The sequence below is a fragment of the Cognatiluteimonas telluris genome (assembly GCF_011320095.1).
GTDB lineage: Bacteria > Pseudomonadota > Gammaproteobacteria > Xanthomonadales > Xanthomonadaceae > Cognatiluteimonas > Cognatiluteimonas telluris.
This window is the reverse complement of the sequence record NZ_JAANOY010000002.1, coordinates 243,784-259,895: the sequence shown is the minus strand read 5'-3', so window position 1 is coordinate 259,895 and position 16,112 is coordinate 243,784. Positions and strand designations below refer to the sequence as shown.

At 68.5% G+C, this 16,112-nt stretch carries 18 protein-coding genes; 6 read left to right on the top strand and 12 right to left on the bottom strand.

Annotated elements, in window-relative coordinates:
* Positions 1-54: 54 nt before the first annotated feature.
* A complete protein-coding gene (gene kynU / locus G7B67_RS02880; RefSeq protein ID WP_166207512.1) occupies positions 55-1,335 on the bottom strand; it encodes a kynureninase in 1,281 nt (426 codons plus the stop codon).
* Complete coding sequence (locus G7B67_RS02875; RefSeq protein ID WP_166207509.1) at positions 1,332-2,342, bottom strand: amidohydrolase family protein; 1,011 nt, start codon at positions 2,340-2,342, stop codon at positions 1,332-1,334. Before G7B67_RS02875 ends, kynU begins: the two co-directional genes overlap by 4 nt.
* Positions 2,343-2,598: 256 nt before the next feature.
* Here G7B67_RS02875 and G7B67_RS02870 point away from each other — a divergent pair, with 256 nt between their 5' ends.
* Positions 2,599-2,940, top strand: a complete 342-nt coding sequence (locus G7B67_RS02870; RefSeq protein WP_166207506.1) for a hypothetical protein — start codon at positions 2,599-2,601, stop codon at positions 2,938-2,940.
* A gap of 7 nt (positions 2,941-2,947) precedes the next feature.
* On the opposite strand, the gene G7B67_RS02865 is transcribed toward G7B67_RS02870, so the two are convergent.
* The 10 genes from G7B67_RS02865 to asnS all read right to left on the bottom strand — a co-directional run bounded on the left by G7B67_RS02865 (position 2,948) and on the right by asnS (position 11,864).
* Positions 2,948-5,074, bottom strand: coding sequence for an FUSC family protein (locus G7B67_RS02865; RefSeq protein WP_166207503.1), 2,127 nt, complete (start codon positions 5,072-5,074; stop codon positions 2,948-2,950).
* A 12-nt stretch (positions 5,075-5,086) separates the two neighbouring features.
* Positions 5,087-5,617: a 3-hydroxyanthranilate 3,4-dioxygenase gene (locus tag G7B67_RS02860; RefSeq protein WP_166207500.1), complete on the bottom strand. Its 531-nt coding sequence runs from the start codon at positions 5,615-5,617 to the stop codon at positions 5,087-5,089.
* Position 5,618: 1 nt separating this feature from the next.
* Positions 5,619-6,326, bottom strand: a complete 708-nt coding sequence (locus G7B67_RS02855; RefSeq protein WP_166207497.1) for a hypothetical protein — start codon at positions 6,324-6,326, stop codon at positions 5,619-5,621.
* Positions 6,323-6,754, bottom strand: a complete 432-nt coding sequence (locus G7B67_RS02850; RefSeq protein ID WP_166207494.1) for a RidA family protein — start codon at positions 6,752-6,754, stop codon at positions 6,323-6,325. Before G7B67_RS02850 ends, G7B67_RS02855 begins: the two co-directional genes overlap by 4 nt.
* The gene (can, locus tag G7B67_RS02845; protein WP_166207491.1) at positions 6,751-7,410 is read right to left on the bottom strand and encodes a carbonate dehydratase; all 660 of its coding nucleotides are present in this window, start codon (positions 7,408-7,410) and stop codon (positions 6,751-6,753) included. The genes G7B67_RS02850 and can overlap by 4 nt, the downstream gene beginning before the upstream one ends.
* Positions 7,411-7,444: 34 nt before the next feature.
* A complete protein-coding gene (locus tag G7B67_RS02840; RefSeq protein ID WP_166207482.1) occupies positions 7,445-8,875 on the bottom strand; it encodes an aldehyde dehydrogenase in 1,431 nt (476 codons plus the stop codon).
* 46 nt (positions 8,876-8,921) lie between these two features.
* Positions 8,922-9,707, bottom strand: coding sequence for an SDR family oxidoreductase (locus tag G7B67_RS02835; protein WP_166207479.1), 786 nt, complete (start codon positions 9,705-9,707; stop codon positions 8,922-8,924).
* Entirely contained in the window at positions 9,707-10,048 is a 342-nt protein-coding gene (locus G7B67_RS02830) for a hypothetical protein (protein ID WP_166207476.1), read from the bottom strand. Before G7B67_RS02830 ends, G7B67_RS02835 begins: the two co-directional genes overlap by 1 nt.
* 91 nt (positions 10,049-10,139) lie before the next feature.
* Positions 10,140-10,460 (bottom strand): hypothetical protein, encoded by a 321-nt coding sequence (locus tag G7B67_RS02825; protein ID WP_166207473.1) that lies wholly within the window; start codon positions 10,458-10,460, stop codon positions 10,140-10,142.
* A gap of 3 nt (positions 10,461-10,463) precedes the next feature.
* The gene (gene asnS / locus G7B67_RS02820; RefSeq protein WP_166207470.1) at positions 10,464-11,864 is read right to left on the bottom strand and encodes an asparagine--tRNA ligase; all 1,401 of its coding nucleotides are present in this window, start codon (positions 11,862-11,864) and stop codon (positions 10,464-10,466) included.
* A gap of 183 nt (positions 11,865-12,047) precedes the next feature.
* On the opposite strand from asnS, the gene G7B67_RS02815 reads away from it, so the two are divergent.
* The 5 genes from G7B67_RS02815 (at position 12,048) to rplI (ending at position 16,020) form a co-directional block, all read left to right on the top strand.
* Positions 12,048-12,386: a HesB/IscA family protein gene (locus G7B67_RS02815; RefSeq protein WP_166207467.1), complete on the top strand. Its 339-nt coding sequence runs from the start codon at positions 12,048-12,050 to the stop codon at positions 12,384-12,386.
* 258 nt (positions 12,387-12,644) lie between these two features.
* Positions 12,645-14,414 (top strand): DUF885 domain-containing protein, encoded by a 1,770-nt coding sequence (locus tag G7B67_RS02810; RefSeq protein WP_166207464.1) that lies wholly within the window; start codon positions 12,645-12,647, stop codon positions 14,412-14,414.
* Positions 14,415-14,740: 326 nt separating this feature from the next.
* Positions 14,741-15,166, top strand: coding sequence for a 30S ribosomal protein S6 (gene rpsF, locus G7B67_RS02805; protein ID WP_166207461.1), 426 nt, complete (start codon positions 14,741-14,743; stop codon positions 15,164-15,166).
* 28 nt (positions 15,167-15,194) lie between these two features.
* Positions 15,195-15,425 carry a 30S ribosomal protein S18 gene (rpsR, locus tag G7B67_RS02800; RefSeq protein ID WP_166207458.1) on the top strand — a complete coding sequence of 77 codons (231 nt, stop codon included), beginning with the start codon at positions 15,195-15,197 and terminating at the stop codon, positions 15,423-15,425.
* Positions 15,426-15,567: 142 nt separating this feature from the next.
* Positions 15,568-16,020: a 50S ribosomal protein L9 gene (gene rplI, locus G7B67_RS02795; protein WP_166207455.1), complete on the top strand. Its 453-nt coding sequence runs from the start codon at positions 15,568-15,570 to the stop codon at positions 16,018-16,020.
* Positions 16,021-16,112 lie beyond the last annotated feature (92 nt).

Here is a 16,112-nt window from a genome sequence, read left to right as displayed (position 1 = left end):
AGCGGAAGCGCGGCTGTTCGGCGCAGGCTGTCGGCAGAAAAATGGCGATGGAGATCAGGCGCTGCGCCATCGCTCGACCGTACGCACGAAGCGCAGCACATCGGCATGCGTGTTGTAGAGCGGCGCCGGCGAAATGCGGATCACATCGGGCTCGCGCCAGTCGCCCAGCACGCCGTGTTGCGAGAGGTACTCGAACAGCGCGCGCCCCTGCGTGCGCCCGCCCGCCACCCGCAGCGACAACTGCGCGCCTCGGCGCGGCGGTTCCTTGGGCGTCACCACCTGCAGGGTGTCGGCAAGGCGGGTGTCGATGAGCGTGGCGAGATAACCCGTCAACCGCACCGACTTCTCGCGCAGTGCGCCCATGCCGGCGCGCTCGAACAGCTCGAGCGATGCGCGCAGCGGCGCCAGCCCCAGGATCGGCGGGTTGCTCAACTGCCAGCCGTCGGCGCCGTGGCTGGGTGCGAACGCCGGCCCCATCTGGAAGCGCGTCTTCTGGTCGTGTCCCCACCAGCCGGCGAAGCGCGGCCGTGCGCTGTCGCCATGGCGTGCATGCACGAAGCAGCCGCCGACCGCGCCAGGGCCGGCGTTCATGTACTTGTAATGGCACCACACGGCGAAGTCGGCATCGACGTCGTGCAGGCGCAGTGGCAGGTTGCCGACCGCGTGTGCGAGGTCGAAGCCGATGATCGCACCGGCGCCATGCGCGAGGCGGGCGATCGCTTCCAGGTCGAAGGCCTGCCCGGTGCGGTACTGCACGCCCGGCCACAGCACCAGCGCCAGGCGCGCGCCGTGGAGCGCGATCGCGCGCTCGATCGCCGCCATCGAGATGGTGCCGTCGGCCTCGTCCGGCTCGACTTCGATCAGGTCGCTGGCCGGATCGAAGCCATGGAAGCGCAGCTGCGATTCCAGCGCATGACGGTCGGACGGAAACGCGCCGGCTTCCATCAGGATCGCCGGTCGCCCGGCGGTCGGCCGGTAGAAGCTGACCAGCATCAGGTGCAGGTTGGTGGTGAGCGAGTTCATCGCCACCACTTCCGAGGGCTCGGCGCCGACGACGCCGGCCAGGCCGTTGCGCACCAGCTCGTGGTACGGCATCCACGGCGCGGGCTCGCGGAAGTGGCCTTCGACGGCGTCGCGCGCCCACTTGTCGAGGACTTCCTCGACCATCGCGCGCGCACCGCGCGGTTGCAGGCCCAGCGAGTTGCCGCAGAAGTAGGCCTGCTCGCCGCCTTCGTGGAGCGGAATATGGAACTGCGAGCGCAGGTCGCGCAGGGGATCGGCCTGGTCCTGCGCGCGCGCGTAGTCGTCGCTGTAGACCTCGTGCTGGTGGCTCATGCGAAGCGGGACTCCGAAAGGCCCATCCACTCCAGCGCGGTGCCGTGGTACAGGCGATCCTGCTCCGGGCCCGACAAGCCGAGTGCCTCGATCCCGGCGCCGGGCGCCTGCTCGCCGAGCGGGAAGGGATAGTCGGTGCCGAGCATCACCCGCGACACGCCGCAGGTGTCGAGCAGGTAGCGCAGCGCGCGGTCGTCGGCGACCCAGGAATCGAAGTACATGCGCGCCAGGTAATCGCGCGGGTTGCGGAAGTTATCGGTCGCGACGAGGTCCGGCCGCATGTTGAAGCCATGCTCGATGCGGCCGATGGTGTACGGGAAGCTGCCGCCACCGTGCGCCAGGCAGATCTTCAACTTCGGCAACCGCTCGAGCACGCCGCCGAAGACCAGGCAGCAGGCCGCGCGCGACTGCTCGGCCGGCATGCCCACCAGCCACGGCAGCCAGTACTTGGGCATCGAATCGGTGCCCATCATGTCCCACGGATGCACCAGGATCGCGGCGCCCAGGTCGCTGGCGGCTTCGAAGAATTCGAACAGCTCCCGCGCGTCGAGGTTCCAGTCGTTGACGTGCGAGCCGATCTGCACGCCCTGCAGGCCGAGCTGGTCCATGCAGCGCTCGAGCTCCTGCACCGCCAGGCGCGGCGACTGCAGCGGCACGGTGCCGACGCCCGCGTAGTGGCGCGGATGGTCCCGGCAGGTGCGCGCCATGTGGTCGTTGAGCGCCTGGTGGAGTTCCAGCGCGTGGTGCGCCTTGGCCCAGTAGCTGAACATCACCGGCACCGTGCTGATCACCTGCACCTGCACGCCGAAACGCGCGTAGTCGGCGATGCGCTCCACCGGATCCCAGGTCTTGGGCAGGATCTCGCGGAAGAACTTGCCGTCCTTGTAGATGCGATGGCGCCCGTCCTCGCCGTGGTGGATCACCGGGAAGCGGTTGTCGCCGTACTTGGCCGCGAGGTCGGGCCAGTCGCGCGGCAGGTAATGGGCGTGGGTATCGATCTTGAGCATGCGGTCCTGCGACGCTGGGCCGGCGATCGCGCGTCGGCCGTCGCGGCCGCGGGATCGGCGGTGTGGCGCGGCCCCGCAGTGCGCGGCCACGACGGGGAAAGATGCCTACGATACCGGACCTTGCCTGCGGCTGGCCCGTCCCGGCCCGCGGAGCGCCTGCCGGCCGCATCGGCTGGCGGCTTGCGCAAGCCTCTTCGCGCGCCGTCACGGCCCAAATCGTTAGCCTTTCGTCCCCGACATGACGAGGAGATGCGGTTTGGAAGCCGTCCTCTACGCGGCTCCCGGCGGGAGCTTCATCCTGATGCCGGACAGCATCCTGCCCGGCGGAAGGCTCACGCAGGCACACGGACCGTTCGTCCCCTGCGGCCGCATCGCGCTGGGGGACATCGACACCATGCCGCTGGGGCGCCGCGTCCGCGCTGATTTCGATCGCTATGGGCACGCGCTGCTGGCCGCGCACGAGGCCGACCGCCTGTTCGGCGCGGACGCGTTGTGGGGCTTCAGCGACCGCCGCAACGCACCACGCCAGCACCATCCGGCCCAGCCCGCGCTCGCGTGGCGACGGCTCGGCGGCAACGCGCTGGGCACGGGGGCCTGAGCCGCTGCTACGAGGCGCTCACCGCGGCAGGTTGGACGCGTTCGCGCGCTTGGCGGCGCGCGGCGGGACGCAGCAGGTGGGCGAGGGTGTCGATGCTGTCGGCGATGCGGTCGCAGGCATCGGCGGCCGCGATCGCGGCGGCGTCGCCCGCGTCGACTGCTGCCGACATCGCCGTGCTCAGGCGGCGTTCGCAGGGGCGCAGCAGCGGCGCATCGACCTCCCGATCTTCGCGCAGGGCGGTAACCAGCAACACCAGGATGCGGTCCGCTTCGGCGGCAAACGCGGCGAGCTGCTCGCGCTGCGGCAACGGCGCGCCATCGCGCAGCAGCGCCTCGAGCATCACCGTCGCGCGGATCAGGCGGCTGGCGTTGGCAAGCACCGATTCGGCCCATTTCAACGCCGCGGCCGACGTGCGACGGCGGGGCTCGGCGCGCAGCCGATCCAGCGAAGCCTGCGCGTTGGTCCGTGCGCGGCGCGCCGCCGCGCGGCTGTCGACGAGCTCGCCGATGCGCGCACCGAGCACCGCCGCCAGGTGCCTGCGGTAGGCGTCCACGAGTGCTGCCAGCAACGGCTTGACACGCCGGCCTTCCCAGGTCGGCCACAGCGCATAGGCCACGAGCGCCAGGCTGCTGCCGAGCACCGTGCCGAGCAGGCGTGCATGCACCGCATCGGCCGGCGCCATGCCCTTGAACGACAACAGCAGCACGACCATGCCGGTCAGCAGCGCAATGCCGAGGCCGTAATTGACCTGGGCCAGCAGCCGGAAGCCCATGCACAAGGCCGCCATCAGCAGCAGCCGCGGCGCAACGCCCTGCATGGCGTAATGCGCCAGCAGCGTGGTCAGCAGCAGGCCGGCAAAGGTGCCGGCCATGCGCAGCAGGCCAAAGCGCAGGGTGCCGCCGAAATCGGGCTTGATCACCACTGCCGCGGTCATCGGGATCCACGCCCCGTGGGGGACCTGCAACGCGCGTTCGCAGCCGGCGGCCAGCGCGACGCAGATCGCGCAACGCAGCGCATGCCGGAAGGCGACCGACGACAAGGTCAGGTTGGCCCGCAGCGTCGGCCATGGTGCACCGGTACGCAGCGCCGCGGGCAACCTGGCTTCGCTTTTCTGTGCCTGCAGCTCGCCGCGGCTGCTGGCGGTGGCGGCATTGCGGGCAAGCGAGCGCAACTGGCCGGCGAGGCTGTCGGCGCGCACGTGGGCGATCCGCCACAGGCGCGCGTCGCGGCGATCGGCGGGCCGGGCGTCGTCGGCTGCCATGGCCTTGACGCTGGCCTGGAGCGCATCCAGGCGGGCGGGTGCACTGGATGGCGGACGCGCATCGTGGACGGCGTCGGCAAGCGCATCCAGGCAATCGGCAGCGTGCCCGAACACCGGCTCCAGCCGTTGCCGGGCCGCGGTGTCGGTGAGCCGCGCATGCAGGTCGCTGAGCGAGAGCAGGTCGATGCGCGCCCGCTCGCAGACTTCGGCCAGCACCCGGAACGACTGCATCGCCGGCCCCCGCGCGCGATGCTCGCCATGCAGCAGCACCAGCGCGTCCAGCGCCGCCTGCGACACCGGAGGCGCCTGCGCGGCATCCGGCCGCAGGCGTGCGGTGCGTGCGAGCTGGCGCAGCACATCGGCCAGGGCAAACCGCTCGGGCCGATAGCGCTGCAACGGCCAGGCAGCGACCGCCAGCGCCATCTGCAGCAGGCCACCGGCGAAGATCAACGCCGCGACGGCGGGTGCATGCGGCGGCGACAGGCCCATGCCAGCGGTCACCAGCATCACGATCGTGCTGGTCAGGCCCACGCGCGCCGCGATCGGCCCGAGCGCGACCACGATCCCGCCGCAGAAGGCCACCACCAGCACCGCGGCGACGAACGCGACATCGTGCGCGCCGATCAGGATGCCGAGCAGCGCCGCCAGGCCAGCCGCCGCCGCGGCCATGAGCATGCGCTGCATGCGTGCCCGGTAGGGCCCGGGCTGGTCGGTGAACATCGTGTTGAGCGCGCCGGTCGCGATCGCGAGCCCGGCGCTGGCCTGGCCGAGCGCCAGGCCCACGGCCAGCGGCGCCACGACCGCGATCGTGTTGCGCAGCGCCACCCGGATCGGGACATCGCGCGGCTTGAGTGCGAGCAGCGAGCGCAGCATGCCGCGCGCCGCTCAGGTATCCGGCATCACGTACTTCGACGGTGCCGGGTTCAGCAGCCCGCAGTGCGGGCAGGTACGCCGCTCGCGCGAGGAATAGAAGTGATCGAACACCGGCGGGAAATCGGTCTCGATGTCGTGCAGGTGGAAGAATTCCTCGTACAGCTTGTGGTTGCACTGCACGCAGAACCACATTAGGCCGTCCTGCTCGTTCGCCCGGCGGCGGCGCTCGATGACCAGCCCGACGGAATCGGGGAAGCGCTGCGGCGAGTGGGGCGTGCGCGGGGGCAGCAGGAAGATCTCCCCGGCCCGCAGCGGGATGTCGCGCACGGCGCCGTCTTCCTGGATCCGCAACACCATCTCGCCCTCGAGCTGGTAGAACCACTCGGGGCCTTCCTCGAAGTGGTAGTCGGTGCGCGCGTTTGGCCCACCGACCACCATGACGATGAAGTCGCCGTCGTAGATGCATTTGTTGCCCACCGGCGGCTTGAGCAGGTGCCGATGCTCGTCGATCCATGCCTGAAGGTTGAGCGGTGCGGGCAGCATGTCAGTGGTCCTTGCCGGCGGTGGCCGACTCCCGGCGCAGCTCTTCGAGGGTCGGCGGCGGCGTGCGCACCGGCATGTTCATTTCCTTCGCGGCCACGGCGACGTGATCGCGCGATTCCTGCAGCGTGTGGCCGACCATGGCCTTGCGCTGTGCGTCGGTGACGGCATCCTCCGCGACCGGATACAGATAAAGGCCGCGGGTGGCGTCGCCCTTGTACTGGGTGCCGTACCACTGCGCTTGTCCCTGCCGCATCAACAGCCGGTCCCAGCTGGCGCCCGCCAGCCAGCGATAATGCGCATCGCCCGGGGCCTGGGCGACCGCGATCGTCGCCAGTGCATTGGCCAGCCGGAAGTCGTCCAGGGTTTGGCCGTGCTGCAGGACCATCGCCGCGTGGTAATGGTCGGCCGCGGAGCGGATTTCACCGCGGTCGAGCAGCGTCCCGACCTGGGCCCGGCGCGCGGCATCCCTGGCCGCGAGTGCCTGCCAGTCGATGGCTGCGGCGTCGCGATCGGCCTGGTCCTGCCGGAACAAGGAGTCCAGCGTCGGATTGTCCGCCGGGTTGGTGATGGCGTTGGTGCCTGGGCTGGTGCCAGCGTTGGGGCTGGTGCCGACGCCAGTGCTGACACGCGCGTTGGTATTGGCGCTCGCGTCGGCGATGACGCCAATGCCGACGAGCGCGGGCAGCAATGCAAGCGCCAGCGCCTTCATCGATCGCTTCCCAGCACCGCGGTGCACTTGAGCTCGATCGCGATCGGCGTCGGCAATGCGGTGATGCCGACGGTGGTGCGGCAGGGCGCGGTTTCGGGGTCGGGGAAGTACTCGGCCCAGACGGCGTTGTAGATGCGGAAGTCGCGCAGCATGTCGGTCAGGTACACGGTCACGTCCACGAGGTCTTCCCAGCGCGCGCCGCTGGCTTCGAGCACCGCGCGCACGTTGGCGAATACGGCGCGGGTCTGCGCCTCGATGTCGTAGCGGCGCACGCGACCGTCGGCATAGAGCTCGTTGCCCGGGATCGCATTGCTATGGCGATCGCGTGGACCGATGCCCGACAGGAACAACAGGTTCCCTACGCGGCGCGCATGCGGATAGACGCCGACCGGCCTGGGCGCGGCTTCCGCATGGACGGCGCCGCTCATGCGGCCGTCCCGCGTCGCTGCACCTGCGCCAGCGCATTGGCATAGGACACGGGCAGCGTTTCCAGCGACTCGACGTCCATGCCGAGCTCGCGCACCTGACCGTCGTGCAGGCTGTACACCCATCCGTGCACCGACAGCGACTGGCCGCGCGACCAGGCGTCCTGGACCACGGTGCTCAGGCAGACGTTCTCGGCCTGCTCGATGGCGTTGAGTTCGCACAGGCGCTCGCTGCGTTGCGCGGCCGGCACCGACTCCAGCAGCGCGGCGTGCTTCTGGGCGACGTCGCCCACATGCCGGATCCAGTTGTCGGCCAGCCCGACGCGGGTGCCCTGCAATGCCGCCAGCACGCCGCCGCAGCCGTAATGGCCGACCACCAGGATGTGCTCGACCTTGAGCACGTCGACCGCGAACTGGATGACCGACATGCAGTTGAGGTCGGTATGCACCATCACGTTGGCGATGTTGCGATGGACGAACACCTCGCCCGGCGCCAGGCCCATGATCTGGTTGGCCGGAACGCGCGAATCCGAACAGCCGATCCACAGGAACTTCGGGGCCTGCTGCTGCGACAGCTGCTCGAAAAACGTCGGATCCTCGCGCCGCACGGCATCGGCCCAGTCGCGGTTGTTGCGCAGCAGTTCGGTCAGTTCCGTCATTCGTGGTCCCCGGGTGCGTGTTCGTCGTGGGTCGTCACCGGCGCTGGAGCGCGATGCCGACATTCTTGGGTTCGGTGAAAAAGCGCATCGCTTCCATCCCGCCTTCGCTGCCCAGGCCGGATTGGCCGCGCCCGCCAAAGGGCGTGCGCAGGTCGCGCATCATCCAGGTGTTGATCCAGACGATACCGGCGTGGATGTCGGCGGCCAGTCGATGCGCGCGGTCCAGGTTGCCGGTCCAGATCGATGCCGACAGGCCGTAATCGACCGCGTTGGCCAGTGCCAGCGCGTCGTCCTCGCTGTCGAACGGCTGCAGGGTGGCGACGGGTCCGAAGATTTCCTCGCGGTTGCTGGCGCAATCCGGGCCCAACCCATCGATGACCGTCGGCGCGACAAACCAGCCCGGCCGCCGCAGGGCTTCGCCGCCGCACCAGATCCGGCCGCCTTCGTCGCGCGCCCGTGCGATCGCCGCGATGACCTTGTCGAAGTGCGCCTGGGAGACCAGCGGGCCCAGCTCGGTCGCGGGGTCGGCGGGCTCGCCGATGCGCAGCGCATTGGCACGCTCGACCAGCGCGTCGCGGAAGGCGTCGTAGATCGGCCGTTCGACTAGGATGCGCGATCCGCACAGGCAGATCTGCCCGGAATTCTGGAATGCCGAGCGCACGATCGTCGGCAGGTGTTCGCGCCAGCGGCTGTCGGCGAACACGAGCGTTGGATTCTTGCCGCCCAGTTCGAGCGAGACCTTTTTCAGTTGCGGTGCGGCGAGCGTGGCGATGCGCCGGCCGACCTGGGTGCTGCCGGTGAAGGAAACCGCCTTGACGTCGCTGTCGGCGACTAGCACTTCGCCGACCTCGGGACCGACGCCATGCACGATGTTGAGCACGCCCGGCGGCATGCCGATCGCGGCGGCGATCTCGCCGAGCATCGAGGCCGTCCGCGGCGTGACCTCCGAGGGCTTGGCGACGACCGTATTGCCTGCGGCCAGTGCCGGCGCGATCTTCCAGGTGAACAGGTAGAGCGGCAGGTTCCACGGCGAAATCGTGCCGACCACGCCCAGCGGCTGGCGCAGCGTGTAGTTCAGGCCGGCCTGGCCATGGTGCGATTCGCTGGCGAACTGGGTGGCCGCGTGGGCGAAGAAACGCAGGTTGCTGATCGCGCGTGGGATCTCGATATCGCGCGCCAGCGTGATCGGTTTGCCGCCGTCCAGCGATTCGGCCTGCGCGAAGGCGTCCAGTCGGGCCTCGATGGCGTCCGCCAGTCGCTCGAGCCAGCGGGCGCGCTCGAAGCTGGGCAGTGCGGACCAGCCCGGGAATGCGCGGCCGGCGGCCTCGACCGCCAACCGGGCATCGCCGGCCGTGCCCCGGGCGACCTGGGCGTAGGCGCGTCCGGTGGCGGGGTCATGGACATTGAGCCATTGGCCATCGCCCGCGTCGCGGGCCTGGCCGTCGATCCAGTGCGTAAGGCGCATCCGACAAGCTTAACGCGCGCGGCATCCGCCGGGCACGTCGGCGGATTCAGAGCGACTGCATGCGCCCGCCATCGACGGCGAGATTCACGCCATTCACGTACGCCGCCGCGGGGGAGCAGAGGAATGCGATCACGCCGCCGATTTCCGCCGGCTGCGCAAAGCGGCCTGCCGGGACGTTGTCGCGCATCGACTGCAGTATCTGCTGCTCCGGCTTCCCGGTGGCCTGGATCCGTCCCTGCACGATCTGCGCGATCCGCGCGGTGTCGGTGTAGCCCGGCAGCACGTTGTTGACGGTGATGCCCATCGGCGCCAGTTCGCGCGAAAGCGTCTTGGCCCAGCTGGCCACCGCGCCGCGGATCGTGTTGGACACGCCGAGCCCGGGGATGGGTTCCTTCACTGAGGTGGAGATGACGTTGACGATGCGGCCCCAGCTGGCGGCGCGCATGCCCGGCAGCACCGCCTGCACAAGCGTCTGGTTGGCGACCAGGTGCTTGTTGAAGGCGTCCAGGAAGGCCGCGGTGTCCGCCGTGTGCGCCGGGCCGCCCGGCGGGCCGGCGGTGTTGTTGACGAGGATATGGACAGGACTCCCCGCGGCCAACGCCGCGACCTGCTGCTGGAAGGTCGCCGTCTGCGACATGTCGGCGGAGATCCAGCCGTGCTGCTGGGCACCACGCCGCGGCAGCGCCGCAACGACGTCCCGCAGCACGTCCGCGCGGCGCGCCAGCACGGTCACGTCGGCGCCGAGCAGCGCAAGTTCGTGCGCCGTGGCGCGGCCGATGCCTTCGGAGGCGCCACAGACGAGCGCGTGCCTGCCGCTGAGATCAAGGTCCATCAATCCTCCGGATCGCGGTCGGACGACGTCCAGCGGCGCCGATCCAGCGACTGGAACATCTGGGGCCGCAAGGCATCGTCACTGCCTCCACGCGGAGGACTCACTTCTTCCAGGGAGAATCCGCGCGCATTGGCGTCTGCCTCGTCGAGCCCGTCCCAGGCGACGAATTCGGCATCCATCAGCGACGCGCGCGCGGTGTCCTCGCTGTCATAGCTGAGCGTGTTGCCGTCACTGTCGAACACCTCGGCAGTGCCGGCTTCGCGAACCCGCAGTCGCGCCCACACCAGGTTGTGGCCGACCGTGGCCAACCACCATTGCCCGGAATTCGCTGAGTCGTTCATCCGCTGATCTCCGAGCGCTTACGCACCGCAACGCAAACCGGCCCCGGTACGTGGAGACGGCCATCCGTGGCGCCATGGAGCATGCGAAGGCTCATGCGCCGGCGACCAGCGACAGCAGCCACAGCAATCCGGCAAGCGACAGGCCCAGGAAGATCACCAGCAGCGAGATCCGTGCCGGCGTTGCCAGCCCGCTGAGCGCCGGGTCGCGGACGCTCCGGTATCCGCCGCGCAACAGCCACCACAGCGCCGACGGCTTGAGGAAGTTGCCGGTGCCCAGTTCTGCGCCGATTCCTGGCTGGCGGTCGCGCACATGCACCAGCGTCAATGGCCAGAAGATCACGAACGCGGTCGCGCCGGCGATTGCGATGGCGACGAACAACAAGGCGAAGAACAGGATGGTATCGGCGCTCATCGATCAGAACTCCGCCTGGCCGGGCGCGCGCGGGTAGGGCAGCGCATCACGGATGTTCGACAACCCGCAGACGTAGACCACGAGGCGCTCGAAGCCCAGGCCGAAGCCGGCATGCGGCACCGAACCGTAACGGCGGAAATCGCGATACCAGCCGTAGTGTTCCGCATCCAGCCCGAACTGCGCCATGCGCTGGTCCAGCACGTCCAGCCGCTCCTCGCGCTGGCTGCCGCCGATGATCTCGCCGATGCCCGGCGCCAGCACGTCCATCGCGGCGACGGTTTTGCCATCATCGTTCAGGCGCATGTAGAACGCCTTGATGTGCTCGGGGTAGTTGGTCACCACAACCGGGCGGCCGACATGCTGCTCGGTCAGCCAGCGCTCGTGCTCGGTCTGCAGGTCCAGGCCCCATTCGACGGGGAATTCGAACTTCTGCCCGGACTTCTGCAGCAGCGCGATCGCGTCGGTGTAGTCGATGCGCTCGAAGGGCGCGTTGACGAAGGCCTCCAGGCGCGTGATCGCATCCTTCTGCACGCGCTCGGCGATGAAGGCCAGGTCGTCCATGCGCTCGTGCAGGACCGCGCGGAAGAGGTATTTGAGGAAGTCCTCGGCAAGCTCGGCGTTGGCGGCGAGGTCGGCGAACGCAACCTCCGGCTCGATCATCCAGAACTCGGCGAGGTGGCGCGTGGTGTTGCTGTTCTCGGCGCGGAACGTCGGCCCGAAGGTGTACACCTTGCTCAGCGCCAGGCAGTAGGCCTCGACATTGAGCTGGCCGGAGACGGTGAGGAAGGTTTCCTTGCCGAAGAAGTCGCGCGAGAAGTCCACCGCGCCGTCCTTGCCGCGCGGCAGGTTGGCCAGGTCCAGGGTCGAGACGCGGAACATCTGTCCGGCGCCTTCGGCGTCGGAGGTGGTGATGATCGGCGTGCTGATCCAGCAGAAGCCGTTGTGGTGGAAGAACCGATGCACCGCCTGCGCCAGGCAGTTGCGGATGCGGGTCACCGCGCCGAACAGGTTGGTGCGCGGGCGCAGGTGCGCGACCTCGCGCAGGAATTCCAGCGAATGCGCCTTGGGCTGGATCGGATAGGTTTCCGGATCCTCGACCCAGCCCACGACCTCGATCCGGTCGGCCTGGATCTCGAAACTCTGGCCCTGGCCCTGCGACGGCGCCAGGGTGCCGCTGGCGATCACCGAGCAGCCGGCAGTGAGACGCTTCACTTCGCTTTCGTAATTGGGCAGCGTGGCCGGGACCACGACCTGGATCGGGGCGAAGCACGAGCCGTCGCTGACATTGACGAACGACAGCCCCGCCTTGGAGTCGCGGCGGGTGCGGACCCAGCCGCGGACGGTGATTTCGCCGCCGATCGGCAGTTTGCCCGCGAGCGCGTGGTCGACGCTGACCGTTGTCATGCTGATCCTGTGGCCTGTGTGTGCCGGCGGCGACCGCCGGCGGACGTGTCGGATGAAGCGCTCAGTTTAGCGCGACGTGCCCCCGGGCTTCGTTGCGTTGCCCGGGGCGGGCGGCGCGACAGGCCCGGAGGCCGGACAGGCGACATCCAGAATACGGCTCCGGTAGCCGCCTATAATCGCCGGATGATCACGCTCGCCCCCGCCGCACTCGAACGCATCCGTGGCTTCCTCGCCGAAACACCGGCGGCGATTGGTTTGCGCTTCGGCGTCCGTCGCACCGGGTGCTCCGGGTGGGGTTATGCCGTCGATCTGGCCCGCGACGAACGGGAAGGCGACACCGTGTTCGAACAGGACGGCGTGCGCATCCGGGTCGACGCCGACAGCCTGGCGCTGGTCGATGGCACGCAGATCGACTTCATCAAGGATGGTCTGAACGAGCAGTTCGTGTTCCGCAATCCCAATGTCGCCGCCGAATGCGGCTGCGGGGAAAGCTTCACCACGGACGCCGAACGCGCGGCCTGATCCGTCATTCCCGCGAAGGCGGGGATCCAGCGACTTCCGTTCACTCCGTCAGGCGGATGGTTGATCGTCCGCGGCACGCCTGTTCGATGGCCACCGTGGCGTAGGGCGGGTTTCAACCCGCCGTCTGCGTCTTCCGGCGCGCCGTCGGCTGCCTTCCGGTTCGACGCAACGCCTATGGCGCGAACTGTGACCATCGAGCGATGACGGCGGGTTGAAACCCGCCCTACACTCGGGCGTCCACCACGGGGAGAGGCGTCGATGATCCGTTCGTTCCTGATGGCCCTTGGCGCGGCGGCGGTGTTGACCGCCGCACCGGTCCGCGCGCAGTCGTCCGATCCGGCGGCCACCCTGCACAAGCTGTTCGCCGACGAATGGGAACGCGGTCTGGTCGAGTCGCCCGAAAACGCCAGCAACAATGGCGACAACCGCTTCAACGACCGCTGGACCGACATGAGCCTGGCCGCCATCGCCAAGCGCGAAGGCGAGGACCGCGCTGCGCTGGCGAAGCTCAAGGCGATCGATCGCAAGGCGTTGTCGGCCGCCGACCAGCTCAATTACGACACCTTCCAGTGGCAACTCGAGCGCGCCGTCGAGCGCCAGCAGTTCCACGAATACCTCCAGCCGGTCAGCCACCAGGGCGGTGTGCAGACGGCCGACGGACTGGCCGAGGTGCTGCCATTCGCCAGCACCAAGGACTATCGGGACTGGCTCAAGCGCATGCAGGCGATTCCGACGCTGGTGGATCAGTCGATCGCGCTGATGCGCGAAGGCGTCAAGGCCGGCAACGTGCCGCCAAAGGTGCTGATGCAGCGCGTGCCGGCGCAGATCGCCGCGCAGATCGTCGACGACCCCACGAAGAGCCCGTTCTACCGGCCGTTCCTGCATTTCAGTGACGCGATCCCGCAGGCCGATCGCGCCGCGCTGCAGGCGGGTGCCCAGCGGACCATCCGCGAGCAGCTGATCCCGGCGTACCAGAAGCTGGCGGCGTATTTCAACGGCGAGTACCTGCCGAAGGCGCGCGATTCGATCGCCGCGTCGGATCTCCCCAACGGCAAGGCTTATTACGACTTCCTCGCGCGCTACTACACGACCACCGACCTCAGTGCCGCGCAGATCCACGCGATCGGCCTGAAGGAAGTCGCGCGCATCCGCGCCGAGATGGAGAAGGTCAAGGACGAGACCGGCTTCAAGGGCACGATGCCGGAGTTCTTCACCTATCTGCGCAGCGATCCGAAGTTCTTCGAGAAGACGCCTGAGGCGCTGCTCACGCACTACCGCGCATTGGCCAAGCGCATCGATCCGGAACTGGTGAAGGTCTTCAAGACCATCCCGCGCCTGCCGTACGGCGTGCGCCCGATCCCGGACAACATCGCCCCCGACACCACCACCGCCTACTACCAGCCGGGCGCGAGCGACGGCAGCCGGCCGGGCTATTACTACGTCAACCTGTACAAGCCGGAAGTGCGGCCGACCTGGGAAATGATGCCGCTGACGCTGCATGAGTCGGTGCCGGGCCACCACTTCCAGTTCGCTCGCGGGCTGGAACTGCCGGATGCGCCGATGTTCCGCCGCACGGCGTACTTCGTCGCCTATGGCGAAGGCTGGGGCCTGTACGCCGAGCAGCTGGGCTACCCGATGGGCCTGTACGACGATCCCTACGACCATTTCGGCCAGCTGACCTACGAGATGTGGCGGGCGGTGCGGCTGGTCGTGGACACCGGCATGCATTCGATGGGCTGGAGCCGGGAGAAGGCGATCGCCTACTTCAAGGACAACGCGCCCAAGACCGACCAGGACATCGTCAACGAGGTCGACCGCTACATTGGCACGCCGGCGCAGGCGCTGGCCTACAAGATCGGGCAGATGAAGATTTCGCAGCTGCGCGACAAGGCCAAGGCCGAGCTTGGGCCGAAGTTCGACCTGCGCGAGTACGACGACGCCGTGCTGGAGACCGGCTCGGTGCCGCTGGATGCGCTGGAGCGGCACATCGACGCCTGGATCGCCGCCAGGAAGGCGGGGAAGGCGTAAGACCCTAGTCCCGTGAGCCCGGGTGAGCGACCGTAGCCCGGGTAAGGCCGAAGGCCGCACCCGGGGACCATGGTCATCCTGCCCCCTACGGCCTCGGGGTTCCCGCCCGCGCGACGCGCGCCCCGGGTGCGCTTCGCTTACGCGGGCTACGGATAGCTGATTCCTGGCGCAATTGCGCCTAACCCATTGACCTGCCAAAATTACCGGCTTCCTGCGGCCCTGCTGCAGGAACCTTGCTCCACCGCGGCTGGCATCCAGGCGACGGGGGGCTGTCCGGCCTGATCGCATCCATGCGAGCTGGCCCCATCCAGAAGGAACAAAGACCCATGCGTCATTACGAAATCGTGTTCCTGGTCCACCCGGACCAGAGTGAGCAGGTGCCGGCCATGATCGAGCGCTACAAGGGCTTGATCGAGAACGGCGGCGGCAAGATCCACCGCCTGGAAGACTGGGGCCGCCGCCAGACGGCGTACCCGATCGACAACCTGGTCAAGGCCCACTACGTGCTGTTCAACATCGAGGCCGACCAGGTCGTGCTGAACGAGTTGGTCGACAGCTTCCGCTTCAACGACGCCGTGCTTCGCCACCTGGTGATGCGCCGCGACGACGCGGTGACCGAGCAGTCGCTGATCATGAAGAACAAGGACGAGAAGGGCGACAAGCCCGAGCGTGGCGAGCGCCGCCGCCGTGACGAGAACGAAGGTGCGATCGGCACCGCCGAGTCCGCCAACGACACCGCCGAAGCCGCCTGAGCCTCTCGCCTAATCTAGGAGCATTCCAATGTCCAAGTTCTTCCGCCGCCGCAAGTTCTGCAAGTTCACCGCCGAGGGCGTGAAAGAGATCGACTACAAGGATCTCAACACCCTGCGCCAGAACCTGACCGAGACCGGCAAGATCGTCCCCAGCCGCATCACCGGCACCAAGTCCCGCTACCAGCGCCAACTGGCCGACGCCGTCAAGCGCGCGCGGTTCCTGGCCCTGCTGCCGTACACCGACAACCACAACGCCTGAGCACGCGTCCTCGCGCAGCGAGGACACTGCATCCCCTCGACCGCGCGCGGGAGAGGGCAGGTGTGAGGGCAAGCCACCCGTCCATTCGGACAGCACCCGTTGCGGCGCCGATGCGCGCCGCTAACGAATACGGAGCAACACCATGGAACTGATCCTGCTGCAGAAAGTCACCAACCTCGGCAACCTTGGCGACAAGGTCAACGTCAAGCCGGGTTATGGCCGCAACTTCCTCGTCCCCAAGGGCAAGGCCGTGCCGGCGACCCCGGCCAACCTGGCCGAGTTCGAGGCCAAGCGCGCCGACTACGAAGCCAAGGCACAGGCGAGCCTGGGCGAGGCCGAATCGCGTCGCGCCAAGCTCGCGGACGCGACCGTCACGATCTACGCCAATGCATCGACCGAAGGCAAGCTGTACGGCTCGGTCGGCCCGCGCGACATCGCCGAGGCGCTGACCAAGCTCGGCACGCCGGTCGAGAAGTCGGAAGTGGTGATGGGCGAAGGCGCGATCCGCCACATCGGCGAAACCGAAGTCATCGTGCACCTGCACGCGGACGTCGAGATCCCGGTCAAGGTGGTCGTGCAGGCCGAAGCGGCCTGATCGCACGCTGCAATCGCTGCAACGAACGGGCGCCGGAAGGCGCCCGTTTTTGTTTTGGCCCACAGCAGGCATGGAATAGCAAGCGCCATCGC

Bases quoted from the DNA above. Each gene is read 5' to 3' on its own strand.
- kynU (WP_166207512.1), bottom strand. From the start codon at position 1,335: ATGAGCCACCAGCACGAGGTCTACAGCGACGACTACGCGCGCGCGCAG.
- G7B67_RS02875 (WP_166207509.1), bottom strand. From the start codon at position 2,342: ATGCTCAAGATCGATACCCACGCCCATTACCTGCCGCGCGACTGGCCC.
- G7B67_RS02865 (WP_166207503.1), bottom strand. From the start codon at position 5,074: ATGCTGCGCTCGCTGCTCGCACTCAAGCCGCGCGATGTCCCGATCCGG.
- G7B67_RS02860 (WP_166207500.1), bottom strand. From the start codon at position 5,617: ATGCTGCCCGCACCGCTCAACCTTCAGGCATGGATCGACGAGCATCGG.
- G7B67_RS02855 (WP_166207497.1), bottom strand. From the start codon at position 6,326: ATGAAGGCGCTGGCGCTTGCATTGCTGCCCGCGCTCGTCGGCATTGGC.
- G7B67_RS02850 (WP_166207494.1), bottom strand. From the start codon at position 6,754: ATGAGCGGCGCCGTCCATGCGGAAGCCGCGCCCAGGCCGGTCGGCGTC.
- can (WP_166207491.1), bottom strand. From the start codon at position 7,410: ATGACGGAACTGACCGAACTGCTGCGCAACAACCGCGACTGGGCCGAT.
- G7B67_RS02840 (WP_166207482.1), bottom strand. From the start codon at position 8,875: ATGCGCCTTACGCACTGGATCGACGGCCAGGCCCGCGACGCGGGCGAT.
- G7B67_RS02835 (WP_166207479.1), bottom strand. From the start codon at position 9,707: ATGGACCTTGATCTCAGCGGCAGGCACGCGCTCGTCTGTGGCGCCTCC.
- G7B67_RS02830 (WP_166207476.1), bottom strand. From the start codon at position 10,048: ATGAACGACTCAGCGAATTCCGGGCAATGGTGGTTGGCCACGGTCGGC.
- G7B67_RS02825 (WP_166207473.1), bottom strand. From the start codon at position 10,460: ATGAGCGCCGATACCATCCTGTTCTTCGCCTTGTTGTTCGTCGCCATC.
- asnS (WP_166207470.1), bottom strand. From the start codon at position 11,864: ATGACAACGGTCAGCGTCGACCACGCGCTCGCGGGCAAACTGCCGATC.
- G7B67_RS02815 (WP_166207467.1), top strand. From the start codon at position 12,048: ATGATCACGCTCGCCCCCGCCGCACTCGAACGCATCCGTGGCTTCCTC.
- G7B67_RS02810 (WP_166207464.1), top strand. From the start codon at position 12,645: ATGATCCGTTCGTTCCTGATGGCCCTTGGCGCGGCGGCGGTGTTGACC.
- rpsF (WP_166207461.1), top strand. From the start codon at position 14,741: ATGCGTCATTACGAAATCGTGTTCCTGGTCCACCCGGACCAGAGTGAG.
- rpsR (WP_166207458.1), top strand. From the start codon at position 15,195: ATGTCCAAGTTCTTCCGCCGCCGCAAGTTCTGCAAGTTCACCGCCGAG.
- rplI (WP_166207455.1), top strand. From the start codon at position 15,568: ATGGAACTGATCCTGCTGCAGAAAGTCACCAACCTCGGCAACCTTGGC.